The sequence below is a fragment of the Brumimicrobium mesophilum genome (assembly GCF_003025005.1).
Taxonomy (GTDB): domain Bacteria; phylum Bacteroidota; class Bacteroidia; order Flavobacteriales_D; family Crocinitomicaceae; genus Brumimicrobium; species Brumimicrobium mesophilum.
In genome coordinates this window covers 194256-219448 of the sequence record NZ_PVSS01000005.1, presented here as the reverse complement: position 1 = coordinate 219448, position 25193 = coordinate 194256, and the positions used below count along the sequence as shown (strand labels likewise).

Here is a 25193-nt window from a genome sequence, read left to right as displayed (position 1 = left end):
GTATAGCCAATTGTTGCCAGTAATGCAAAAACTAACCAATGAACAAAGGAACTAAATTCTATAATTGTGATTTTCAAGTACACTCGCCAAGAGATATAAATTGGTCTGGAGTAAAACCAAGTTCTGATGAAGACCGAAATGCATATGCAGAAAGATTTGTATTAGCTTGCCGAGATAAAAATGTTAATGCAGTTGCTATAACAGACCATCACGACTTAACTTTTTTTACATATATTAAAAATGCTTCGAACAATGAAGTTGATTCAAGTGGAACACCTGTTCCTGAAGCGAAGAAATTAGTTGTTTTTCCTGGAATAGAATTGACTTTGAGTAATCCACCTTGTCAAGCACTCTTAATTTTAGATGCAGATTTTCCAGAAGACCAATTTACTAGAATCTTATTTAAACTTGCTCTAGAACCAAGCCCAGTCGAAGAACCTTCAACGCAACCCACAATTCCAATTCCATCAGATGTTATAAATGGAATTCCTGATTTACACATAAAGCTTAATACAATTGACATACTGAAAGGAAAGTACATTGTACTACCACATATATCAAAAGGACATAAAGGTCTATTAAGACGTGATTTTTATGAACATTATAAAAAAATGCCTTGTGTTAGTGGATATAAGGATGGTTCAATACCAGAAAATGACCAAGGTTATTTAAATATAATCAATGGAAAGGATAGAAATTATGGTTTTAAATCTGTTGCTGTATTTCAAACATCTGATAACAGAAAAGAAACTTTTGAAGACCTAGGAACAAGTACTACATGGGTAAAATGGGCAACACCAACAGCAGAAGCTTTAAGACAAGCTAGTCTTGCAAAAGAATCAAGAATGTCTATTAATGAACCTGAACTTCCTCAAGTATTCATTAATAAAATAAGCGTAACAAATTCAAAATTTTTAGGAAGAATAGAATTAGAATTAAATCAGCAATACAATGCCTTCATTGGTGGTAGAGGAACTGGAAAATCGACAGTTTTAGAATATATTCGTTGGGGACTTTGTGACCAAATTATTGGTTCACAAAATTTAGAAAATCAGTCGGAAATATTAAAAAGAAGACAAGTTTTAATAGACAAAACATTAATTCCATTTTCGGGAGAAGTTCGTATTAGTTGTATAATAAATGGTATTGAGCACATCGTAAAAAGAAATTCAGTTACTAAAGAGATTCAATTAAAAATGGGTACAAGTGAATTCTCTAAGGTATCAGAAGATGAAATTCGCAGATTGATTCCAATTCAGGCTTACAGTCAAAAACAATTGAGTAGCGTTGGTGTAAGAACAGATGAACTCAAAAGGTTTATTCAACAACCGATTTCTAATGAACTAAATGATATTCGTTTTAATCTGCGAGAGGTATCTAAAAACATCAAATTAGCTTACAATAACTTAATTAGAAAAAAAGAGATTCAGACCGAGAATGTGGAATTAAATCTACAATCAAAATCAATAACTGAACAAGTTGAGAACCTAAGGAAGTCTTTAAAAGGGATTAGTGAGGAGGATAAAAAAGTAATACAAACGAAACAGCTTTACGAAAACGAAAAAACATACATTCAAGAATCTAAAAACGAAATTAATTTATTCAAGAATAAGTTTGAAGAAATCCAATCGTCATTAGAGGATTATCCAAATTTACTTGATAGTGCAACAGCTATTAAAAATAAAGATTTAATCGACAAAATAGAAAAAGAGAAAATTGCGAAATTTGACACAATAAAGTCTAAATTATCAGAATTACTAGAACAATTTAAAGATGAAAAATTAATTGAGTTTAACAAATTGGTTTCGGATTGGACAACTCTTAAAACGACATATGACGCTAGCTATAATCAGATAAAGGAAAAGGCTACATCGAACGAAAGCACAATTAAAGAAATAAATAATCTTGAAAATCGAATTCGTGAAATCACTAATTCGGTCAATGAAAGATTGACTAAAATTAAAGAACTTGGAAATCCAGAAACTAATTTCTCTGAACAGAAAGAAAATTGGTATGAATTTCATAGAAATAAGGTAGATTTATTAGACAATCAAGCCACAGAATTCACCAAACTATCAAATGGTATCATTAAGGCAGAAGTAACTAAAAATATTAGCATAGAAGTAATCAGAGAGCAACTAGTAAATTCCTTTACAGGCTCTCGAATAAATAGAGATAAAATAGATGCGATATGTGAGCGAATAACTCAAAGTGAAAATCCATTAGAAACTTGGAAATCACTTTTAGAAGAGTTAAGGTTACTCGCTGAATATAAAATTACTGAAGACAAACCAATTCAATTGCCAGAGACAAAAATTTTGACAGAAGCTGGGCTTAATGATGGTAATCGAGAAAAAATAGTAGAATTGTTCAAGCCTGAAAATTGGTTATCTATGATGACACAAGAAATAGAATTTGAGCCATCTTTCTTCTATTCAACTGGAAACGAAATGGAAGATACAATTCCTTTTGCAGAGGCTTCAGCAGGTCAACAAGCAACAGCATTATTATCTGTTCTTCTTAACCAAGAAGGAATTCCATTACTTATAGACCAACCAGAAGATGATATTGACAATAGAGCAATAAATGATATAACTAAAAATATTTGGGAAGCTAAAAGTAAGCGACAATTAATTTTTACTAGTCATAATGCTAACCTTGTAGTAAATGGAGATGCCGAATTAGTTGTTTGTTGCGATTATAAAGAATCCAGTCAGCAAACTCAAGGAGAAATCAAATTTGAAGGTTCAATAGATAATGCCGAAATCAAAAATGAAATAACAACTATTATGGAAGGTGGTGAAAAAGCGTTCATTTTACGAAAAGAAAAATACGGATTTTAAAAAGCACTACTGGCAACACCGTATATAATTTATTGCTAGTTCTAGCCTACTTACGAAAGTCCTCGCGGACTTTCTTGGTCGGTAATTATTTACTAAATTAGTTGCTTAAACCACGCAACAAACCATTTACAAACACGTATGCCATCAAAGATAAACACAGGATGAGTTTGAATACGATAGAAAGCACAAACATTGAATCGGTTTTATCCCGTTTCTTAACGTCCTTTGTGGGCGCCGAAAAAGAAAACTTCTCAAAAGAGATAGTTGCTCTAGACAAATCTCATAAGACAAAAGGAGTAAAAGAACCAAAGGAATTAGCAGAACGAAAGAAACTTAAAGCCTTTAAGAGGTTCAGTTCAAAGAGATGTCCAGACGACAAAAAACCAAGGTTATTGGTCACTTTTGACGGTACGAAATTTTCAAAGGTTAAGAGTAGTCCAGAATCTAAACAGAATAAGAAAATATTCTTCATATTGGAAAGTCCGCACAAGGATGAATACGATTCGACCGGTAATGGTATCAGACCCGCGAATGGAACATCTTCGGGTAGTGCGGGAGGTAATTTCAACAAATCTATTTTGGACGTTTTAGATTTGTTTAATCTTAACAAAAAGTGCTTTTCAAATGGGACTTACGAAATATATATCCTCAATGCAGTTTCCTTCCAAACATCTTTAGGACACACAACTGATGAATATAGAACAGTCTTATTTCGGCTTTTGTGGGATTTGGGCGGTAAAGTTTTATTCGAGTCGAAAATTCAATCGAAACTTGAAGATTCGAACTGTGAAAGTTTCTACTTCATTAACGCTTGCACAATTGGTGGCCCTTCAAAAAAAAGAGAACGGATTGTTGATTTTCAAATAAAGAATGAAAAGGATTACTGTCTCGATCCTTTAGAAAGCACAACTCCCTTATCAGAAGTAATTCAGCCTACTTTAGACAAATTTAATGCAGAACCAAAAGTAACACTGCTTAATTCTTATCACCCTTCCAGATGGAAAGAATTGATTAAGTAATCGAAGATTGAAATAAGGTGTATAACACGTCCTACAAACCATGTGGAATTTTGCTTCGGAAAATCGTTTTTGGTTTAAAAATCTATTCTTAACTTCGAAAGAATAACTTGGATAGTGAGCTGCACGTTTCGTAGCCCGATCCCGTTATGAAAAATTGCACACTCAAATTTATATTTGCGGAATTGATTTGTAATGATGACGTTAGGAGTGAAGTTTATTACAAGTTTATTTCCAAATAACTTCTGCATTCCAGGTTTTTGAAATTTCTTTTGTTTACCGATGTCTCAACATATGCAAATTATAATTCATTAGCTCTCCATTTTTTATTTCTAATGAAGCCGCATTGATTTCATTTGGTTAAGATCTTCAATTAGTTTCGAAATGAGTTAAAGCAATTTTCTCCTATTAATTTGAACATGATTTGATGTTTTTTATCGATAGATTAAATCTGTTTTAACAAAAAAAACATCATTAATTATTCGATAATCTTACAATAATCTAATTTTCGTTTTATGCAATTATAATTGTATTCTAAAGCAATTATATGGCATTTGTAGGAACATTTTTGAAGAACACAACACGAGTTGGCTATAGTTATGGTGTTAAAAGAAAAGCAAATAACACTGAACAATCTATGGTTTTGATTGATCTTTTAAGCAAAGCAAAGAGAACCAAATTTGGTGTCGATTTTGACTTTAGCCGATTGTTGCAAGACGAAGATGTTTGTGATTCATTTCGAAAGAATGTTCCAGTTTTTACCTATGAATCATTTTTCAACCCATATATAGTTGAGCAGTTGGAGGGCGGAACAAATATTGCCTGGCCAAACAAAATCAATCATTTTGCGCTTTCGTCAGGAACCACAACAGATTCTTCGAAAAGAATTCCTGTGTCTGATCAAATGATTAAACAATTTCAAAAAACGACCTTAGAACAATTACTTCAATTGCATGAGTTAAACTTGCCTTCAAGTTTTTATCAATCCACTGTTTTAACTGTTGGGGGCTCTACAAAACTGAAAGAAATCAACACTTATTTTGAAGGAGATTTAAGCGGGATTTTACAAAAGAACAAGCGTTTTCTGTATCGTTTGTTTTCTAAACCCGGAAGTAAAATTTCTCAAATGACCGATTGGAATTCTAAATTGGATGAGATAGTCAAAAATGCTAAAAAATGGGATATTGGAGTTATTGCAGGCGCACCTTCTTGGGTGTTAATTCTTTTAGAAAGGATTGTAAAAACTTATAAAGTGGATAGTATTCACCAGATATGGCCTAATTTTAGAATTTTTCTACACGGAGGAGTATTTTTGGAAACTTATGAAGATAAAATCAAAGCACTTTGTTCCAATAGTGTGTTTTTTAAAAATACATATTTAGCAAGTGAGGGATTCTTCGCATATCAAAAAAATCCGAATAATAATAGTATGACACTTTTAACAAATCACGGAGTGTATTATGAATTTATTGACGAAAAGTATTTTGATCTTTTGAGAACTGATGGTGATTTAAGTCAATTTCCGACTTATGTCTTAAATGAATTAAAGGAAAATGCAAATTATGGTTTGGTGATCACGACATCATCCGGACTCTGGAGGTATTTTATGGGGGATGTCATCAAATTCACCGATCTTGAAAATTTGGAAATCAAAATAGTTGGTCGTGTAAAACATACTTTAAATGTTGTTGGTGAACATCTTTCTTTGGAAAATATGAATAAAGCAGTTCAGAAGACGAATGAAAGATTCGGTATTACAGCGGAAGAATATTGTGTTTTGCCCGCAAAAAAAGACGACAGACATTATTGGTATATCGGTTCAAATAGTATTGTAGACCCTCGACAATATTCTGTTTATCTCAATCAAATGCTTGAAGAAATAAATGACGATTATAGATCTGTTCGAAAGTATTTATTGAAGTCGCCAAGGGTAAAAATGATCCCTGTAGAAAGGTTTTATGAATTCATGGATAGAAAAGGAAAGCTAGGTGCTCAGCATAAGTTTCCAAGGGTTTTGAATAAAGTACAAGCTTTAGAATGGGAGTCTTTTTTAATTCGTGAAATATAGTGCTTGTTTATTGGACTCAGATAGAGTTAAATCTATTCACTTTCGTACTGTTTGTTTTATCTTTTATAATAACTTTATTACTAATTTTAGACTTTATTCATTAGTTATAGAATTGTTATTATCACCTGAACCTATGGTACTTTGAATCCATAGTGGTTCAATTACACTTAGCTCTTAAACTTAGGTTTAATTATAAAGTAAATATTACTTTTGGGATCGAAAATTATGTGTGCAATTTTAGAGTGAAAGTTGAGTTCTAAATGTCTAGAAAGTAAGCTAAAAATATGAAAAAGCAACTATTTACATTCCTATTAGTTTTAACAACTATAAGCTCGATTGCTCAAGATTCTTTAAAATTACAAAATATTGATCAATTGGGTGAGGCCGTATTTTTCTCTTTCCAAACTGCAGATTTGGAGTTGTTTGAATCTCTTTTGTTGTCTGAATCGAAATTCGAATTTATACTAAACAACTTAGATGCAGAAGATAGTACGAAACAGATTTTTAGAAAGCAGGGTAAAGGTGCTGTATTTCATTTGCGTAGTCAATCAAAAGAAAATTTCAATCATGTTCTCTCGATTTCTGAAGAATTAAACTTGGATTGGGAAAAGGCTCAAATAGTTAAAATACTTGAAGAGTCCAGGAGTCAAATTGGAATAAAACGATCTGATATTTCAATTAGAATTAAATCAGAAGGAAAAACTTATGTTTTGTTTTTGCCAGGATGCCATAAAACCGATACCTGGTGTGTTGCGAATAAAGTTAGACTATCAAAGTTCTAAAGCAAAATTGTCCTTTTTTTGATGATATAACTTTTCTTAACTTCGTAAACTATATTTAAGGATAAACTCTGAAGTTAGCTACTATCAGACCTTTTGAAAATAATTTGTACAGCCTATAATATTATGGAATTTAATAACAAGAAGTTAGAGAAAACATCAAAACTCATTAATTACATCATTGCGATTGTGCTTTGTGGATTCTTGATTTCACTCTCCGGAAAATTGATTGATGATGTGGATGAGTGGGAAGAACAACCTTTGGTTGAGGAATTTCAAAACCGCGAATTGCTGAATGCCAAGGAAGCTCAAATTAAAGAAATTGAGATTTTAATTGATCTAAAAGATGAAAAACGTTCAGGTGTTCAAAACACAATTAGGATTGTTAATGGTAACTATACAAACGCCAAAAAGTCCTATGATAATTGGTTGGAAGCAAGAAAAACAGTTGGCTCTCCTAAAGAAGATAAAGAAGTGCTGTCGCGGGCCAAGGAACTTGATGAGTTTTATGAAACGCAACAAGAATGGAAAGTAGAATTGAATCAAATCTCTAATGAAATAGAAGAATTGTCGAAACAGAGACGAACAATTCAACAATCTATTAATAAAGAGAATGAGCGAGCTTATGAAGAGAGAGAAAAGGCCATCAGAGCCTATGACTTAAAAGTGTTCCTAATCCGTTTATTATTTATTTTACCTATTCTTTTGCTGGGAATTCTATTCATAATTAAATTTAGAAAACACAAATACTGGCCTTTGTTTTTGGGGTTTGTACTTTTCTCATTTTATGCATTCTTCGTTGGGTTAGTTCCTTATCTTCCAAGTTACGGAGGTTATATTCGTTATACTGTCGGAATAATTTTAAGTATCCTATTTGGGATTTATGCCATTAATCGAATTAAGGCATTTATTGAGAATAAAAAGAAAGAACTTGAGGTTTCAACTACAGAAAGAGCCAAAAAGGTTCAAATTGAGACAGCTGAAAAAGCGCTTGATGATCACATGTGTCCTTCTTGTGGTAAAGATTTTATTGTTAAAAAATGGGATAAATCTGCCGGTAAAAAAGACAAAACTTCGACGTATGGAATTGTAACTGATTTTTGTCGCTTCTGTGGACTCGAACTTTTTAAAAAATGTAATAAATGTGGTGAAGAAAACTTTGCTCATTTACCTTATTGTTCATGTTGTGGAGATAAATTAAATGAAAGTGAAGAAGAATAGTGCTTTATATTCAGTTGTTTATGGTGTTTGTGCGAATCTCTAATTAATTTCTCAAACAATCATTATTTTATTTAAAGTGCTTATATTCGTGTTAAAAATAACATTATGAAACTGCTTTATGTGATTGCGCTTTTCATGACGAGTAACTTTATTTATTCTCAGTCATATCTTCCTATTCCAGTTTCAAACGCAGTTTGGATACAAGGTCAATTTCTATATTCTGCCTACAATAATCATGAACATGCAACTATAACTCAGCCATTGAGTTATGGAAATGATACTTTGATCAACGGGGAAGTTTATCGTACTTTACATGGTCATGCCTATGCCGATTGGATTGATGGTTGGGGAAGTCAACAAAATTATCAAGAAGGAACTGATTTTATTTCGGATGAAACGAGGGTCGTTTTCCGACAAGATGTTGCTAATAAAATTGTTTATCAATGGGACGCCATCACAAACCAAGAACATATATTATATGATTTTGGAAATCTAGTAGTTGGTCAACCTTATCCTCAAACTTTCAACAACATGAATTATCCCCAAATTTTAGTTATGGCCTACGATTCAGTTATGCTGAATGATGGACTTTATCATGAAAGATGGACCTTGGGTTCCAATTCGAATGATTCTGGATTCGTATCTATTCTTGAAGGTGTAGGTTCTACGATGGGTTTTAATTTACCAATTCAAATTCCGTTTGAGCAATCAAGTGCAACGCTGTGTTTTTCTATAGATGGGAATGTTGTTTTTGATGGTTGGGCAAATGCAAATGGATTAATTTCACCGAGATACTCTGAAAATTGCGCGTCAAACTTGAATGTAAAAGAGAATACAAGCAAAGGTGTTGAAATTAGCGTTTGGCCTATTCCAGCAGAAGATAGAATTAACATCAGTAGTAGTGAGCGAATTGAATTGTTGATTCTGTTAGATATTATGGGAAATCAAATTCTGCAGATGCAATTGGATAAATTAACTGAAGCAGAGATTTCATTAAAAGGACTCCCAAAAGGAAATTATATATTGAAAGTCTATACAATAAACAACAATATTAGTGTTAAACGAGTTGTGAAATAAGTTCAATCGGAAACATCAGAAAGGAGCTTGATGATCACGTGTGTATCGGATAAAATTGAAGTTTTAAGATGAGACCCTCTTTCTGTAATAAACCTTGTTTGAGTAGGAGTGCTGTGAAAGAGCAAAGAGATGATCCAACAAGCGTAAATAGGAGGAAATATCAAAACGCACTCCCAATTGAACGATTTATCTAAAAACTGCTCATCCTGCTTGTGCGTTCTAAGCAAATTCACGAATCAACAAAAAACAAATCCACAATCTCTCAATAATTCGCAATAGCATTAAAAACCACCTCCATTTTCTGTACCAACTGATAATTACTCAAAGTATCATTGTTTACCATCAGCGCAAAAGCAATTTTTTTACCATTTCTACTGTCCACGTATCCAGCATAAGATTTGATGCGATTCATTGTTCCACTTTTCGCTTTTAGTCTTCCTTGGGCGGCTTGACCTCGACAAACACTTCTTAGCGTTCCACTCATTCCTGCAACGGGTAAAGTTTCTTCAAAAGCAGTGAAATTTCCAGACTTGTGCATATATTTCAATAGCTGCACATAATGCATAGCGCTAAATGCATTCGTTCGCGACAATCCACTTCCGTCAGTTTGCATCATTTTGATTCCCAGTTTTGGTTCCCAGTATGAATTGATAAATTTTTCGCTTTCTTGACTTCCGCCAAATCCTGTTGCTTCGTATGTGGCAAGACACAATAATTGCTCGGCGAAAAAATTCACACTTCTCATGTTTGTCCAATAAGCAATGTCCTCAACTGTTTTTCCTTCGAAAGTGAATAATGATTCAAGTTTTTGGTAATTAATTGTTGAATCAGAATTAATTTGAAGCAATAATCGCATTCCAAATGCTGGGTTTTTAACCTTGATACCGGATTGAACCAAAGCAGCTTCAAAAACTTGAGCCAACAATAATTCTGGATCTGGAACACTTGCTTTAACTTCGAAATTTGATTTGCTTATTGGTAAATTTCCTACTGCAAAACGCTCATAAGAAAACGGTGTTCCATAAATATATGCATTGTCTCTACTTGATGCGTAAGTTGTTACTTGATTGTGTAAATGATAGCCCGGAACTCTCGGTGTCATTGAATCTAATGCGGTTGGCCCATTTAAGTTCGAACTAGTTGAAAAATGTAAATACGTCATGTTGTCGAAAACAGCACACCCACTTGCAGCTGCTCCATAATAATTTCCCATGTCGGACCATGACCAACCATCAGGCGCACCATGATATCCAAATGCGGACCCGTCGGCCAAAACTTTACCATTGATTTCTTTTATCCCTTTTTCTTTTATAAAATCAACCCATTCTGTGAGAAATAGATTTACATCTTCATCTTTATTAAAATAGCGACTTCCTAAACTTGGGTCACCTAATCCTCTAATAATAATATCACCATTCAAAACACCCGAAGAATCGATAGTTCCAGTTTTGTAAATGGTGGTTTTCGGACGATAATCCTTGCCTAAAATTTCAAAAGCTGCGGCTGTAGTAAAAAGTTTTACAGTTGATGCAGGCATAATTGCAGTTTTCGAATTGTATTCAGCAATAATTTCATCGTTGTCAATATCATAAGCAAGAAAGCTAATCCCAGCGTTTTCAAGTGCTTCAAGAGATTTGAAACTGTTAATAGCTTGCTGTACAGCGTTGTTTTGCGCTTGTACAAATGATAAATTCAGAAAAAACAAGTAGAATACACTAACAACTATTATCTTCATGGCGAGATTTTAAATTTTTATAAAAATCGATAAAATATTATGTGTGGCATAGTTGGATTGAAAAAATTTTCCGAAACCCCTAAAGATAACGATATAAATGGCTTGAAAAAGGCCCTTTTAAGTCAAAATCACCGTGGACCTGATAATACTTCTTTAGAAGTAGTTGGGAATTCAATTTTAGGGCATAACCGTTTGGCAATTATTGATTTGAATGAAAGATCTAATCAGCCATTTTATGATAAGTCAAAGCGATATTCTATTGTTTTTAATGGAGAGATATATAATTATCCAGAATTAAAAAATGATTTGTTAAAAAAAGAATATGTGTTTGAAACTTCTTCAGATACGGAGGTTCTTTTATACCATATTATTGAAAATGGAACTGCTGGAATCAATAATTTACAAGGTTGTTTTGCGTTTGCTTTCTATGATCAATTAGAAGATGAAATGCTTTTGGTTAGAGATCATCTAGGGATAAACCCACTGCTGTTTTCAATTCAAGAAGATGAAATTCTTTTTGCTTCAGAATTAACTCCTTTCAAACATATGTTGAAGGAAACGAAAATAAATAATGCAGCTTTAAACGCATATTTTCAGTTTACATATGTTCCTGCACCCGACACTATGATTGAAGGTGTACATAAATTATTGCCGGGCCACTATTTAAAAATCAAAGGTAAAAATGTGGATGTTTTGGAATATTATTCGGTTAGAAATGCTCCAAAAATTGAAATGCCATATGAAGAAGCTGTTCTTGAGGTAAAGAAGAGAATCGAAAACGCTGTAATCAAAAGGTTAAATGCAGATGTTCCAATTGGTACATTTTTAAGTGGAGGAGTAGACAGCTCAATAGTTTCTCAAATTACCACCGATTTTAAATCTTCGGTGAATACATTTTCAATAGGTTTTGTGGGAAATGACTTTTTTGATGAATCAGAATATGCCAAAAATGTTGCGGAACATATAGGTTCAATTCATCACCCCGTGCAATTAGCTAAGGAAAGCATTGTAGAGTCTTTTCAAAAGGTTTTAGATGCCTATGACGAACCATTTGCTGATTCAAGCGCTGTTGCCATGTATTTTTTATCTCGCGAGGCAAAGAAACAAGTAACTGTTTGTTTATCGGGTGACGGTGCAGATGAACTTTTTGCAGGTTACAACAAGCACAAAGCATATATACGAAGTAAGAAGCCAGGTGTTCTATTAAAAGTAGCTTCAAAATTTGCTGGTCAAATGTCTGGAGGAAACAGAACAGGAAAAATTTCCAATCGCATTCGTCAAATGAAAAAGTTTGGAGTTTTATTGCAGGAAAAATGGCCAAATTCTTATTGGATGTTGGCTCAATTTATCTCTAAAAATAGACGTGATCATCTTCTTTTAGAAAGTAAACCTTACAAAACTAAAGTTGGACCTGGTAAAGAAAGTTTACAGAGTTTTTTAATGACAGATCAGCAATTTGTATTGCCAAATGACATGCTCAAAAAAGTAGACTTGATGAGTATGAATCATGCTGTTGAAGTAAGAACACCCTTTTTAGATAAGGAAGTTGTGGATTTCGTGAATGGATTGCCGGATGAATATAAATATTTAAATGGTGTAGGGAAAAGAATCTTACGTGATGCTTTTAGAGATGTCTTACCTGATGAGGTTTTCTCACGATCCAAAAAAGGATTTGAAATTCCTTTAAAAGATTGGATTCAAAGTGTGTGGAAAGATGTGGTTAAGAAATCATGGTTTTTCAAAGAATTTATTGAACATCAAAATGTATTTTCTTTTAATGGAGTAAAGCAATTGAAAGTAGATTTTGATAAAGGAGAAGAGGAAGAAGCAACGGTAACGATGTGGGCGTATATAGTATTTCAAAATTGGTTTGAACGATGGACAAAAAAATAAAAGTTGTAAGAATAATTAATCGTTTCAACATTGGAGGACCAACTTTCAATGCTACTTTTTTGACTAAGTTTTTGGGCGATGAATTTGAAACGACCTTAATTGGTGGAGTTCCGGATGAAGGTGAAAAAGACTCACATCATATTTTGGAACAATATGGAATTACCCCAATCATCATTCCTGAAATCCAAAGAAGTCTGAACCCTAAAATTGATTATAAAGCTTACAAGAAAATCAAAAGATTATTACAGGAAATTCAACCAGATATTGTGCATACGCATGCTTCTAAAGCTGGTTTTATTGGAAGAGCAGCTGCTATTTCTTTAAATATTCCCGTAATTCTTCACACATTTCATGGCCATGTTTTTCATTCTTATTTCGGAAATGCAAAAACACAATTGTTTAAGCAAATAGAACGTTATTTAGCCAAGAAATCAACTGGAATTATAGCAATCAGTAACCTTCAGAAAGAAGAATTAAGTGAAGTTCATAAAATTGCTCCAGCAGAAAAATTTAAGGTTATTCCTTTGGGATTTGATTTAGAGAAATTCTCACAAGATAAGGTAACCAATCGGGCTTTAATTAGACTTGAATATAAATTAGAACCAGATGAAGTTGCCATTGCTATTGTTGGCCGACTTGCTCCGGTTAAAGATCATGATTACTTTTTAAAAGTTGTTGAGGATTTATTGAGTCAAACAAAACAAAAAATTAGAATTTTCATTGTGGGAGACGGAAGTGAAAAATTACATATTGAAGAAAGAGTTGCAGAAATTCATCAAAAATATCCCAATACCATCGAAATGACTTCTTGGATTTTAGACATTGCTTCATTCAATCAAGGAATGGATATTATGTGTCTAACCTCTAAAAATGAAGGTACTCCTGTGAGTATTATTGAAGCGCAGGCTTCTGGTATTCCTGTTATCTCGACTGACGTTGGAGGGGTTCGAGATATTCTTGAAGAAGGGAAAGCAGGTTTTGTGATAAAAAGGGAAGATATTGAAACTTACACAGAAAAGCTTCGTTTATTAGTTGAAGACCGTACCTTACGCGAAAAATTTTCTATTTTTGGTCAAGAAAATGTTAAGTATAAGTATAGTTATCACAGATTAGTAGATGACACGAGGAACTATTATAAATCGCTATTGAAAAAATGAAGTTAATTATATCACTCATAATATTTGTTGGCGTTTTAATCGTTTCTACATCTTGTGGTGTGAATAGCCATGTAATGTTTAAATCTACAGATACTGAGGTGATCACCGAAAATATACCTATTTCACCAACAGATGATTTTCGTTTGGCCCCAGATGATAAAATTTCATTTTCATTATTCGTTGAAGATGGAAAGAGGATTATTGATATGTCCACTGGAGTTGGAATGGAATCCGGTAACCAAAGGTTAGGAGTTGGAAATATTTCCTACCTAGTAAGACCAAACGGAAATGTTGAATTGCCAATGGTCGGAGTAGTAAAAGTAGATGGGTTATCAATTATTGAAGTTCAGGAAAAGCTAAAAATGCTTTATTCAGTAGATTATATAGATCCTTTTGTACAAGTTGAGGTAACAAACCGTCGAGTAATTGTCTTTCCAGGTTCAGGTGGAGGAGCAAAAGTGGTTCCAATTGTTAACAATAACACCACATTAATGGAAGCCATAGCTCTAGCTGGTGGAATTACTGAAAGAGGAAAAGCGAAAGTGATAAAATTGATGCGTCAATCAAATCAAGGAAGAAAGGTTTACCAAATTGATTTGAGTACTATGGATGGTTTGAAATATGCTGACATGATTGTTCAATCTAATGATTATATTTATGTTGAACCAACTAAACAATTGTCAAGAGAATTCTTAAAAGAAGTAACCCCGATAATTTCCTTACTTTCTTCTGCTATATTGATTATAACACTCTTTACAACTTCAAAATAATGAGTAGTCAAAAAAGCAAAATATTTGTAAATACTAACTTTGATCTCAAGGTTCTAAAAATTGTAATTAAAAGGAATTGGTATTGGTGTGCACTTATTTCAATTTTACTTTTTTTATTAGCATTCCTGTACTTACGTTATACCAAACCAGTTTATGAATCAAATATGTTGATTCAACTCAATAGTGAAAATCAAGGTGCTGATATCTTAGATTTTCAAGATGCACGACAAGATAGAAGTATTGCAAAAGAAATTGAATTGTTGAGATCTCAAATGTTGTTTGAAAAAGCAATTGCAGATTTGCCACTTTCTATTTCATATTTCTCAAAAGGAGAATTCTTAACTGAAACATTATATAAACAAGGTCCTATTGAAATAATTCCTGTTGAAGTTAAGGATGACTTGATGCGAGGTACTCCAATTTACCTGTCTTCTAGTGGACAAAAAGCTGTAATCAGCTTTACTCATAAAAATGATACGTTTGTATATAAATTTTCACCAAATACTATATTAAAAACCCCATTTTTTGATGCACAGGTTAAAGTAACCGACTGGAAACAATTTGAAACGAATTCAAAAAATAATCAGCTTTATTTTGAAATAAACGAAATTACAAGAATTTCAAGGCAGTTAAGGTCTGGACTTACAATAACTCCAATTGATCAGAACGCAAGAACAGTTCAAGTGAGTTTTAAAAGTCATAGTCCAAGTTTAGCAAAAGATATTATTCAATCCTTGGTTAATAATTTCTTTAAATACGATGAAAATATAAAGAAAGAAAGCGCTGATAATATATTAGATTTTATTTCCACTCAATTGGATTCTTTAACGAATGAACTTTCTACTTCTAAGGACAGTATTATGTTTTATCAACGACAAGAAAACATTACTAATCCTGAATACCTTTCGACTTCAACAGCTCAAAAAATTGAATTATTAAGGAAAGAAGAGAAGGTAGCGTTGGAAGAATTACGCATCCTAAATAATATTGAAGAAAAATTAGCGAGTAACCCAAATAGTTTGGACGTTTATAGATTAATACCCATTATTATTGGAAGGTCTTATGAATCCAGTTTAAATCAGCAAATCGAAGAGCTTTATAAATTAATTGACGAAAAAGAGGACCTGCTTTATCAAGTAACTCCAGAAAATGACAATATCAAGAAGTTGAATATGCGCATTGAAATTCGTAAAAACAATATTGATGAGGTTATTGAATTATTATCGAGAAGATTGAAAGAGAAAATTAAATCTATGGGTAAAGATTTAATTCAATATCAAGAAGAGTATTTTGAATTGCCAGAAAAGCAAATGGAATTATCTCGTTTAATGAATATTAAAGAATTGAATGAGAAATATTTCTCCTTACTAACTGATAAAAGAGTTGTTTACTCCATCTCAAATGCAGGGTACGCATCAGATAATAAAATATTGAATGATGCTTCCGTATCTGGCGTGCCGGTGTCTCCAAAAAAAGGAATGATTTATGGCGTAACCTTGTTTTTTGCTTTTAGTCTATCTATTGCCTTCTTATTATTGCGTTATTTAACATTTAATGAGGTGAATCAAATCTCAGATTTAAAGAACTTATTGCCAAATAATGTTGGAGTGCTTGGATCAATACCTTTTTTTAAAAATAAGGCCTCTCATTCCATGTTGGTGGTAGATAGAAATCCACGTTCTATGATTAGTGAATCCTTTAGAACCATTCGTACCAATTTATCATTTGTGAAAAATGAAACCCGAACCATTACAGTAACTTCAACTGTTTCTGGTGAAGGAAAAACTTTCATTGTTCTTAATATGGCTGGAATTTTAGCGATGTCTGGAAAAACAGTGTTGGTTGTCGATTTAGACATGCGCAGACCTGTTATTCACCTTGGTTTAGAAGCCTCTAATGCAATCGGGATGAGTAATTTGTTGGCAGGATTATGTGATAAAGAAGAGGTGATTCAAAAAACAAGAATTCAAGGGTTGGACTTTATTCCAGCTGGTCCAATTCCACCAAATCCTTCGGAGTTAATGCTGGGGAAACGATTTGATGAGTTAATTGAAGAATTCAAGGACGCCTATGACATTATTGTATTCGATAACCCACCTGTTGGATTAGTTTCAGACGGTGTGCAAATGTTGAGAAAGGCTGATGTTCCTATCTATGTTTTTAGGTCAAATTATTCTAAACGAAATTATTTAGAAAAATTACATGAATTAGCTGAGATTAAAGATTTAAAGAATGTCAATGTGATACTAAATGGTGTAGACGCAAAAAAGAGTTTATATGGTTATGGATACGGCACATACTACTCAGAAGAATAAATAACAATCAACCAAATAAAAGGAATATTTTGAAAATTATTGAAACAGGAATTGAAGGTTTAATAGGAATTGAAACAAGAGTTTTTGGAGATGAAAGAGGCTATTTCTTTGAATCTTTTAATGAGAAAACTTGGAAAGAAAACGTAGGCGATTTACCTAATTTTGTTCAAGACAATGAGTCTATGTCTCATAAAGGTGTTTTACGTGGATTACATTTTCAAAAGACTCCTCATTCACAAGGAAAGTTAGTGCGTGTAATTCAAGGAAGTGTTTTAGATGTTGCAGTTGATTTGAGAAAAGACTCTCCTACATATGGACAACATTATAAAATGATACTTTCTGGTGAAAATAAGCAACAGTTTTATGTTCCTGAAGGATTTGCTCACGGTTTTCTGACCTTAGAAGACAATACAATTTTTAGTTATAAATGTACTAATTTATATAATCAAGAAAGTGAAGGTGGTTTGATGTGGAATGATCCCAAATTAAACATCGATTGGGGTATAGACCATCCTATTCTTTCAGAAAAAGATAGGTTTTATCAAGATTTTATTAATTTTGTTTCACCTTTTTAACTAAAAAAAAGGATCTAAAATGATGACTAACCTCATAATCGAACACATAATTTATCTTTTAGGAGCTTTTGTGCTATCCTTAATAATTAATAAACTGGTATTAAGGTTTGCAAAAAGCTTAGGGATAAGAAATAAGAACGACGTTGTAGTGCGTTGGAGTAATACCTCGAAACCATCTTTAGGAGGAATTAGTTTATATTTTACTTTTGTTGTTGCTGTACTTTTTTATGCCTCACTTTCTGCAGACAAAGATATATTCAATCAAATTGAATTCTTAGGATTACTCCTTGCCGCAACAATTGCTTTTGCTATCGGAGTGGCTGATGACGCCTACGACACCAATCCACTTTTGAAATTGTTCGGGCAGATTTTATGTGGTGTTATTTTTGTCTTTACCGATAATGCTGTGGATGTTTTCCATATTCCCTTTATCGATGGAGTAATCACTATTTTGTGGGTTGTGGCTGTTATGAATAGTCTCAATATGTTGGATAACATGGATGGAATCACAGGAACTGTTTCCTTATTTATTTTACTTACTTGTTTGGTCGTATTTGGATTCTTTAATGACCCGGGAAATATACTTTGGACAATTCTGATTGCAGCTGAAATAGGTGCGTTGATTGGTTTTTTAGTCTATAATATTCACCCTGCAAAAATGTTTATGGGTGACACAGGGAGTCAGTTTCTTGCACTTTTCGTAAGTTTCTTCGGTATAAAAGCGCTTTGGAATCTTCCTGCAAGCTATGAATTACCTTCATGGACAAGCGTTTTGTTAATTCTTGCTGCTTTTACTCCTGCAATTGCAGATACCTTAACAGTTGTAATTAATAGAACAAAAAGAGGGGTTTCCGTTATGTTAGGAGGGAAAGACCACACTACACACCATTTGGTCTACAAAGGGAATTCAGATTTTAAAGTGTGGTTAATATTTCTTTTGATTAGTGTGCTGTCATCAATTATAGCGATTGTATTAAGCTATTTAGTAAGTCAAACGTATATATTTCCTTCGGTTATAGCATTGGTTTTCTTTTTAATCGTTTTCATTCTTTTGTACAGAAATACGATAAAATATAAGGCTCCAGAATAAACTTTAATCCGTATCCTATACTTTACCAGTAAATTTTGAATTAAACTTCAATCCTCCATAAAAACAGAGATTTATAAAATATGGTATATTATTAATTTCAAGATATGACAATATTTAGGATTCATGACGCAAGCAATCCGAGATTATCCGAACTCACCTGAGGTGAAAATCCGAGATTATCCGCGTTGCTTGCATCCGTGTCATCCGCGTTCCATTACAGCGCAAACCATTTGCTAGGTAAAGGAGCTTAATTGATTTCACTACTGGCAAAGATCCCGATAGGCATTTAAACTTTATTAAACGAGCTGCCGAGCTACCGCTAGCTTTTAGCTCGTGGGGAGCTAATAGCTCGCTTGTTATCCTCCAGTAAACAAAAATCCCTATACTTTCATTACTTTTACTTTTCTAAAAGTTTAAAGTAAATGAGAAAAGGATTTGTATTATTTATTGCGATGGTTTTTACCTTAATTTCTTGTGAACAAGAAGTTGAAAAACCTCAAGAAATACAAGAGTTAACCGTTGCGTCCATTGAAAACCACTTTGTTATTCCCGAAGTTCCAAGCGAAATAAATTTTGCCGGAGAAGTTATTTCCTTCAAAGATTTAGATTTAAAAGAACGAATGGATAATGAATTGGTGATCAATAATTTTTGGCATTCCAACACCATCATGATGATGAAGCGTTCAAACAGGTGGCTTCCCGTTATGAAAACTATTTTTAAAGATGAAAACGTTCCTGAAGATCTAGTTTACATCGCTGTTATTGAAAGTGGTCTCCAAAATGTTACGAGTCCAAGAGGAGCAAAAGGATTTTGGCAATTCATGGAAGGAACTGGCGATGAGTATGGTTTAATTATAAACTCCCAGATGGATGAGCGCTACAATGTTGAAAAAAGCACGAGGGCAGCTTGTCAATATTTGAAAACCGCAAATGGGAAATTTGGAAGTTGGATTTTAGCCGCTGCTTCCTATAATTTAGGTATGTTTGGGATGGCAGATAATTTAAAAAGGCAAAAAGTAGATAATTATTTCGACCTTTCATTAAATACCGAAACAGCACGCTATATTTTTAGGTTAATGGCCATTAAATTAGTCTTTGAAAATCCGAATAATTATGGTTTTTATATCAATAACGAAAGCTTATATCCTGAATATAAAACCAAAGATGTAATTATTGATTCTTCAATTCCAGATTTATATGAGTGGTCTATCGAACATGGAATAACAATCAAAATATTACGAAAATTAAATCCTTGGATCAAAGGAAGAGATTTTATTGTCGAAGAAGGTGAAGTTTTTACTTTTAAAATTCCTAAAGACAATGAACAACTTGGACTGTTTAAAGGTTAAACTATAACTGTCGTTATTTTATTTGATAAACCTACGAGATTTTGTCGCAAGTTTTAGTTGCGATTTCAATAATAAGAGAGCATAAAATATGAAAGATCAAATAACAATTCTTGGTGCGAAAGAACACAATCTTAAAAATATAGATTTGGTTATACCTCGGGATAAACTTGTTGTTTTTACAGGACTCAGTGGAAGTGGAAAGTCCTCCCTGGCTTTTGATACAATTTTTGCTGAAGGTCAGCGCCGATACATAGAAACTTTTTCTGCATACGCAAGACAGTTTTTATCGGGAATGGATAGGCCAAACGTCGATAAAATTGATGGTCTTTCTCCAGTAATTTCCATCGAACAAAAAACGGTTTCAAAAAATCCTCGTTCTACAGTCGGTACAATTACTGAAGTGTATGATTTCATGAGATTGCTTTTTGCTAGGATCGGAACAGCTTACTCTTTCGTTTCTGGTGAAGAAATGGTGAAATATTCTGATGATCAAATTGTTTCCCTGATTATTGATGATTTTTCTGGAGAAAAAGTGTTGTTTTTAGCACCTTTAGTGAAAGGTAGAAAAGGACATTACCGTGAACTCTTCGAAAGAATGCTCAAAAAAGGGTTTACGAAAATGAGAATCGATGGTGCAATCGTGGATATTACACCAGGAATGAAAGTTGACCGTTACAAAGTTCATGACATTGAATTGGTTGTTGATAGACTAAAAGTCGATGAAAAAGACAGGAAAAGGTTAAAAAAGGCCGTTGAAACTAGTATGGATATTGGTGAAAAATCAATGATGCTAAAAAATCATGATTCTGCTGATATTAGACATTTTAGTAGAACTTTAATGTGTCCTTCTTCTGGAATTAGTTATCCGGACCCAGAACCAAATTTATTTTCGTTCAATTCTCCTTACGGTGCTTGTCAAACTTGTAATGGGTTAGGAGAAGTTTCTGTAATTGACCTCGATAAAATTATTCCAGATAAGAAATTATCAATCAAAAAAGGTGGTTTAGCTCCTTTAGGTCCATACAAAAGAACTTGGATTTTTGAAGAATTGGAAAAATTCCTATTGGATGAAGGATTTACTCTGAATACTTCCCTTGAAGAGATCCCTGATGATTTAATGACTGCTATTCTTTATGGTCGTGAGGCGACAAGAAATAAGCAAGGTAAAAACGTAGCTTCTTTTGAAGGAATTATTGATTTTTTGACGCGCCACATCGAAGAAAAAACATCAGCCAAAATTACACGTTGGGCGCAATCATTTATGAACAAGAAAACCTGTCCATCTTGTGAAGGTTCTAGACTAAAAAAAGAAGCCCATTATTTCGAAATTGACGGTCAGCATATTGGAAAGTTGGTCGAAAAAGACATCGATGAATTGGCCCATTTCTTTGAAAAACTGCCTAAAAAGTTGAGTAAATCAGAAATGATTATTGGAAAGGAGATATTAAAGGAAATAAACGACAGACTTTCATTTATTTTGTCTGTTGGTTTAAATTACCTAACGTTAAATCGTTCGGCAAGAACGCTTTCTGGTGGAGAAGGTCAACGTATTCGTTTGGCAACGCAAATTGGTTCTGAATTAATGAACGTTTTGTATGTTTTAGATGAGCCAAGTATCGGTTTACATCAAAGAGACAACACGAGATTGATTGAGTCTTTAAAACATTTACGTGATTCTGGAAATTCGGTAATCGTGGTAGAACATGATAGAGAAATGATTGAAGCTGCCGATTTTATTGTTGATATCGGTCCAGGAGCAGGTGTACACGGAGGAGAAATTATCAATGCTTGTACGTGGGATGAACTCATGAAAAGTGATTCTTTAAGTGCTCAATATTTGTCTGATAGAAAGAAAATTGAAAACCCTAAAAAGCGACGCAAAGGAAACGGTAAAAAATTGGTTTTAAAAGGCGCTACAGGTCATAATTTAAAGAATGTTGATTTGAAAATTCCTTTGGGTACTTTCACGTGCGTAACAGGAGTTTCGGGAAGTGGTAAATCTTCATTGGTGAATCATACGCTTTATCCTATTTTGAATGCTCACATATATAATGGAGTTAAAGATCCTTTGGCTTACAAGAAAATCGAAGGAATGGAGCATTTGGATAAAGTGATTGAAATAAATCAAGATCCTATCGGAAGAACGCCGCGTTCCAACCCTGCAACTTATACCAAGGTTTTTGATGAAATTAGAACTTTGTTTTCTACAATTCCAGAAGCGCAAATTCGTGGTTACAAACCAGGTCGTTTCTCATTTAATGTGAAAGGAGGAAGATGTGAAACATGTAAAGGAGGAGGTTTAAGACAAATTGAAATGAATTTCTTACCAGATGTTTATGTAGAATGTGAAACATGTGGTGGAAAAAGATACAATAGAGAAACTTTAGAAGTTCGCTATAAAGGAAAGTCAATTTTTGATGTTTTAGATATGACCATCGAAAAGGCAACGGTCTTTTTCGAGCCAATTCCAAAGATTCATCGTATATTGTCTACTTTGCTTTCTGTTGGGCTAGGTTATATAAAATTGGGTCAACCGTCAACTACAGTTTCAGGAGGAGAAGCACAGCGTATAAAATTGTCTACTGAATTATCGAAGAAAAGTACAGGGAAAACAATTTATATTTTGGATGAACCTTCAACAGGTTTACATTTTGAGGATATTCGCATGTTGTTGGATGTTTTGAATCGCTTAGTGGATGATGGCAATACTGTCTTAGTAATTGAACACAATTTGGATATTGTAAAAGTAGCAGATTACATTGTTGATGTTGGACCAGAAGGAGGAAAAGAAGGGGGTAGAATTGTCGGAGAAGGAACACCAGAACAATTGGTGAAGAAAGCCAAAGATTCTATCACAGCAAAATATTTGAAAATTGAATTAGAAAGATAATAAATGGAGTATATGAGTCACAAACCTGGAAAAGATTGGAACGAAATTAAGTCAAACGACAGTTGGGCTATTTTTAAAATTATGGCAGAATTTGTTCAAGGATATGAAAGCATGGCGCGAATTGGACCAAGTGTATCTGTTTTTGGGTCTGCTAGAACAATCAATGACCACGATTATTATAAAAAAGCAGTAAATATTTCAAGAATGCTTGCCGAAAGAGGCTATGGAGTGATCACTGGTGGTGGACCTGGTATTATGGAAGCTGGAAATAGAGGAGCCCAAGAAGGTGGTGGACAGTCTATCGGTTTAAATATTGATTTGCCATTCGAACAGACCGGAAATAAATATATCGATTTAGATTCTAATCTTAAATTCGATTACTTTTTTGTTAGAAAAGTAGTTTTCGTGAAATATTCTCAAGCATTTGTGGTTTTACCTGGTGGGTTTGGAACGATGGATGAACTTTTTGAAGCATTGACATTAATTCAAACCAAAAAGATCGCTCGTAAACCAGTTGTTTTTATTGGCGTGAAATATTGGCAAGGACTGATTGATTGGATCAAAAATACAATGTTAGAGGAAGGGAATATTTCTGAAGGAGATTTAGATTTATTTAAAGTTTGTGATGACGAAGTGGAAGCAGTGAAATATATCGACGAATTTTTTAAAACGCATTCGCTCACGCCTAATTTTTAAAGTCAACTTAATTATGCATGCTTAACATTTTGTAACAATTCCTTACGGAAATTGGTGCGTTCTTTGCAAATGCTTAACAAAACCAATTAACATATTTTGAAAAAATTTAAAAAAGTAAATATGAAATTTAAAAGTGTATTACCATTTGTTGCAGGATTAATAATCTTACAATCATGCTCAACGCCTAAAAATGAAATTATGTGGGTTGGAGGAATCAAAACTCAATGTGATGCCGGTAGTGGAATGAGAAAATGTTTAAACGTTTTTGAAGGGGAGGACCTTAAAGATGAAAACTGGAAGAACATGTATGCTGGCATTCAAGGTTTCGAATTCGAAGAAGGAGTTATGAAGAAAATAGAGGTGAAAAAGGAAGAGAGAAAAGCCAAGAATACTCCAGCCGATGCCTCAACAATTAAGTATACTTTAATTAATGAAATAGAGAGAAAAGAGGATCCTCGAGCACAATTGAAAGGAAATTGGGTGTTAACTTCAATTAATGAAGGTGTTATCAATAAAATGGTAGTTCTTCCAACTTTGATGTTTGATCTTGAAGGAATGAAAATTTCTGGAAATGGTGGTTGTAATTTATATTCTGCTCAAATTGGAGAATTAACAACTCAGAAAATAGAAATAAAACAAGGTTTAGGTACTTTGAAGGCCTGCAATAATAAAAATATAGAAAGTGAATATCACAAAGCGCTTTCAAAAGTTGAAAAATATGAAATTTCTGATAATAAATTAGAGTTCTATGACCAAGACGGGAACACAGTTTTAACATATTTGAAAGTTGAAGTGTCCAAAGCAAGTTCGGATTTGAGTGGCGTTTGGAATATTATGAAAATTAACGATAACGCTTTGTTAGAAGTGAAATCAAAACCAAGTATAACTTTCGATTTGGATAAAATGACGGTTTCAGGGAAAGATGGTTGCAACAATTTTAACGCTCAAATCGAGACTTTATCAAACGCTGATTTAGAAATTGGTCAAGTGGCTTCAACGAAAATGATGTGCCCAGATATGGAGACGTCTAATCAGTTTTTATTGGCTTTGGATCAAGTCGTAAGCTATAAGATTCAAAGTAATCAATTAGTAATGTTGGATAAGGACGGAAAGAAATTGGTGTTGTTTGAACGCTAAGTGGTTTAATTTAAGAGTTTAAAGGGCGGAATTGAGTTTTCAAGTTCGCTTTTTTTTAGTGTTTATTATTAGGATAACCCATTTAAATCTCAGTACTTTTCACACTTAAATCAAGGTTTGATTGACCATTAAATAATGAGACCCTACTATTTCTTAAATTAGGTTACCAAACTAAGTCTAATTATCAATTAAATTGATCCGTCTTGCAAACATAGGATGACAGTCTAAGGGAGGGACTTATCAAAAAAGGGAGGAAAAATGACACGCAGCTTCATTTTTCCTCCCTTTTTTGACTTTCAAACCAATCGATTGTCATTCCGATAGTTGAGAAAATCTATGATTTCAGCAACTGAGGTTCCGATAACCATCGTGGACTCTTTTTTCAAATTAAGTCATGTTATCTGAAAGGGTGAGCGTATTGTTATTTATTTCAGAAAAAAATATAAAACTTCCTCAACAATGGTGCTTCCTAGCTTAATAATGAGTACTTTTTAATGAGCGGCGAATAAATGCGGAAAAGACTTTTTTGAAATGATTAAGTGAATCTTTCAGTATTAGCATTTATTTTTTGTCGAAAAAGGA

At 33.3% G+C, this 25193-nt stretch carries 17 protein-coding genes; 16 read left to right on the top strand and 1 reads right to left on the bottom strand.

Translation table 11 applies throughout. The features are described from left to right. The first annotated feature begins 38 nt into the window (after positions 1-38). The 6 genes from C6368_RS06955 to C6368_RS06930 all read left to right on the top strand — a co-directional run bounded on the left by C6368_RS06955 (position 39) and on the right by C6368_RS06930 (position 9004). Positions 39-2843, top strand: a complete 2805-nt coding sequence (locus C6368_RS06955) for a TrlF family AAA-like ATPase (protein WP_107038467.1) — start codon at positions 39-41, stop codon at positions 2841-2843. A gap of 161 nt (positions 2844-3004) precedes the next feature. Further along, positions 3005-3862, top strand: a complete 858-nt coding sequence (locus C6368_RS06950; protein ID WP_107038466.1) for a hypothetical protein — start codon at positions 3005-3007, stop codon at positions 3860-3862. Between the two features lie 544 nt (positions 3863-4406). Beyond that, the gene (locus C6368_RS06945; protein ID WP_107038465.1) at positions 4407-5927 is read left to right on the top strand and encodes a GH3 family domain-containing protein; all 1521 of its coding nucleotides are present in this window, start codon (positions 4407-4409) and stop codon (positions 5925-5927) included. Between the two features lie 284 nt (positions 5928-6211). Continuing rightward, positions 6212-6709 carry a hypothetical protein gene (locus tag C6368_RS06940; RefSeq protein WP_107038464.1) on the top strand — a complete coding sequence of 166 codons (498 nt, stop codon included), beginning with the start codon at positions 6212-6214 and terminating at the stop codon, positions 6707-6709. 123 nt (positions 6710-6832) lie between these two features. Then, on the top strand, positions 6833-7927 hold the full coding sequence (locus C6368_RS06935; RefSeq protein WP_107038463.1) for a hypothetical protein: 1095 nt from the start codon (positions 6833-6835) through the stop codon (positions 7925-7927). Positions 7928-8032: 105 nt separating this feature from the next. Further along, positions 8033-9004, top strand: coding sequence for a T9SS type A sorting domain-containing protein (locus C6368_RS06930; RefSeq protein WP_107038462.1), 972 nt, complete (start codon positions 8033-8035; stop codon positions 9002-9004). Between the two features lie 262 nt (positions 9005-9266). Here C6368_RS06930 and dacB read toward each other — a convergent pair whose 3' ends face one another. Next, positions 9267-10739, bottom strand: coding sequence for a D-alanyl-D-alanine carboxypeptidase/D-alanyl-D-alanine endopeptidase (gene dacB / locus C6368_RS06925; protein ID WP_107038461.1), 1473 nt, complete (start codon positions 10737-10739; stop codon positions 9267-9269). Between the two features lie 39 nt (positions 10740-10778). On the opposite strand from dacB, the gene asnB reads away from it, so the two are divergent. The 10 genes from asnB (at position 10779) to C6368_RS06875 (ending at position 24611) form a co-directional block, all read left to right on the top strand. Further along, positions 10779-12632, top strand: a complete 1854-nt coding sequence (asnB, locus tag C6368_RS06920) for an asparagine synthase (glutamine-hydrolyzing) (protein WP_107038460.1) — start codon at positions 10779-10781, stop codon at positions 12630-12632. After that, a complete protein-coding gene (locus tag C6368_RS06915; protein ID WP_107038459.1) occupies positions 12617-13789 on the top strand; it encodes a glycosyltransferase in 1173 nt (390 codons plus the stop codon). Before asnB ends, C6368_RS06915 begins: the two co-directional genes overlap by 16 nt. Beyond that, complete coding sequence (locus tag C6368_RS06910; RefSeq protein ID WP_107038458.1) at positions 13786-14559, top strand: polysaccharide biosynthesis/export family protein; 774 nt, start codon at positions 13786-13788, stop codon at positions 14557-14559. Before C6368_RS06915 ends, C6368_RS06910 begins: the two co-directional genes overlap by 4 nt. After that, the gene (locus tag C6368_RS06905; protein ID WP_107038457.1) at positions 14559-16874 is read left to right on the top strand and encodes an exopolysaccharide transport family protein; all 2316 of its coding nucleotides are present in this window, start codon (positions 14559-14561) and stop codon (positions 16872-16874) included. Before C6368_RS06910 ends, C6368_RS06905 begins: the two co-directional genes overlap by 1 nt. 29 nt (positions 16875-16903) lie before the next feature. Then, a complete protein-coding gene (rfbC, locus tag C6368_RS06900) occupies positions 16904-17449 on the top strand; it encodes a dTDP-4-dehydrorhamnose 3,5-epimerase (RefSeq protein WP_107038456.1) in 546 nt (181 codons plus the stop codon). 19 nt (positions 17450-17468) lie between these two features. Further along, positions 17469-18539, top strand: a complete 1071-nt coding sequence (locus C6368_RS06895; protein ID WP_107038455.1) for a glycosyltransferase family 4 protein — start codon at positions 17469-17471, stop codon at positions 18537-18539. Positions 18540-18961: 422 nt separating this feature from the next. Then, a complete protein-coding gene (locus C6368_RS06890; protein ID WP_107038454.1) occupies positions 18962-19888 on the top strand; it encodes a lytic transglycosylase domain-containing protein in 927 nt (308 codons plus the stop codon). A gap of 88 nt (positions 19889-19976) precedes the next feature. After that, positions 19977-22778 (top strand): excinuclease ABC subunit UvrA, encoded by a 2802-nt coding sequence (gene uvrA / locus C6368_RS06885; protein WP_107038453.1) that lies wholly within the window; start codon positions 19977-19979, stop codon positions 22776-22778. Positions 22779-22790: 12 nt separating this feature from the next. Next, positions 22791-23474 (top strand): LOG family protein, encoded by a 684-nt coding sequence (locus C6368_RS06880; RefSeq protein ID WP_199851600.1) that lies wholly within the window; start codon positions 22791-22793, stop codon positions 23472-23474. 120 nt (positions 23475-23594) lie between these two features. Beyond that, positions 23595-24611, top strand: a complete 1017-nt coding sequence (locus C6368_RS06875; RefSeq protein ID WP_107038451.1) for an META domain-containing protein — start codon at positions 23595-23597, stop codon at positions 24609-24611. The last annotated feature ends 582 nt before the right edge of the window (positions 24612-25193 follow it).

Excerpts from the sequence above, each read along its gene's own strand:
- C6368_RS06955 (WP_107038467.1), top strand. The coding sequence starts at position 39 with ATGAACAAAGGAACTAAATTCTATAATTGTGATTTTCAAGTACACTCG.
- C6368_RS06950 (WP_107038466.1), top strand. The coding sequence starts at position 3,005 with ATGAGTTTGAATACGATAGAAAGCACAAACATTGAATCGGTTTTATCC.
- C6368_RS06945 (WP_107038465.1), top strand. The coding sequence starts at position 4,407 with ATGGCATTTGTAGGAACATTTTTGAAGAACACAACACGAGTTGGCTAT.
- C6368_RS06940 (WP_107038464.1), top strand. The coding sequence starts at position 6,212 with ATGAAAAAGCAACTATTTACATTCCTATTAGTTTTAACAACTATAAGC.
- C6368_RS06935 (WP_107038463.1), top strand. The coding sequence starts at position 6,833 with ATGGAATTTAATAACAAGAAGTTAGAGAAAACATCAAAACTCATTAAT.
- C6368_RS06930 (WP_107038462.1), top strand. The coding sequence starts at position 8,033 with ATGAAACTGCTTTATGTGATTGCGCTTTTCATGACGAGTAACTTTATT.
- dacB (WP_107038461.1), bottom strand. The coding sequence starts at position 10,739 with ATGAAGATAATAGTTGTTAGTGTATTCTACTTGTTTTTTCTGAATTTA.
- asnB (WP_107038460.1), top strand. The coding sequence starts at position 10,779 with ATGTGTGGCATAGTTGGATTGAAAAAATTTTCCGAAACCCCTAAAGAT.
- C6368_RS06915 (WP_107038459.1), top strand. The coding sequence starts at position 12,617 with ATGGACAAAAAAATAAAAGTTGTAAGAATAATTAATCGTTTCAACATT.
- C6368_RS06910 (WP_107038458.1), top strand. The coding sequence starts at position 13,786 with ATGAAGTTAATTATATCACTCATAATATTTGTTGGCGTTTTAATCGTT.
- C6368_RS06905 (WP_107038457.1), top strand. The coding sequence starts at position 14,559 with ATGAGTAGTCAAAAAAGCAAAATATTTGTAAATACTAACTTTGATCTC.
- C6368_RS06895 (WP_107038455.1), top strand. The coding sequence starts at position 17,469 with ATGATGACTAACCTCATAATCGAACACATAATTTATCTTTTAGGAGCT.
- C6368_RS06890 (WP_107038454.1), top strand. The coding sequence starts at position 18,962 with ATGAGAAAAGGATTTGTATTATTTATTGCGATGGTTTTTACCTTAATT.
- uvrA (WP_107038453.1), top strand. The coding sequence starts at position 19,977 with ATGAAAGATCAAATAACAATTCTTGGTGCGAAAGAACACAATCTTAAA.
- C6368_RS06880 (WP_199851600.1), top strand. The coding sequence starts at position 22,791 with ATGAGTCACAAACCTGGAAAAGATTGGAACGAAATTAAGTCAAACGAC.
- C6368_RS06875 (WP_107038451.1), top strand. The coding sequence starts at position 23,595 with ATGAAATTTAAAAGTGTATTACCATTTGTTGCAGGATTAATAATCTTA.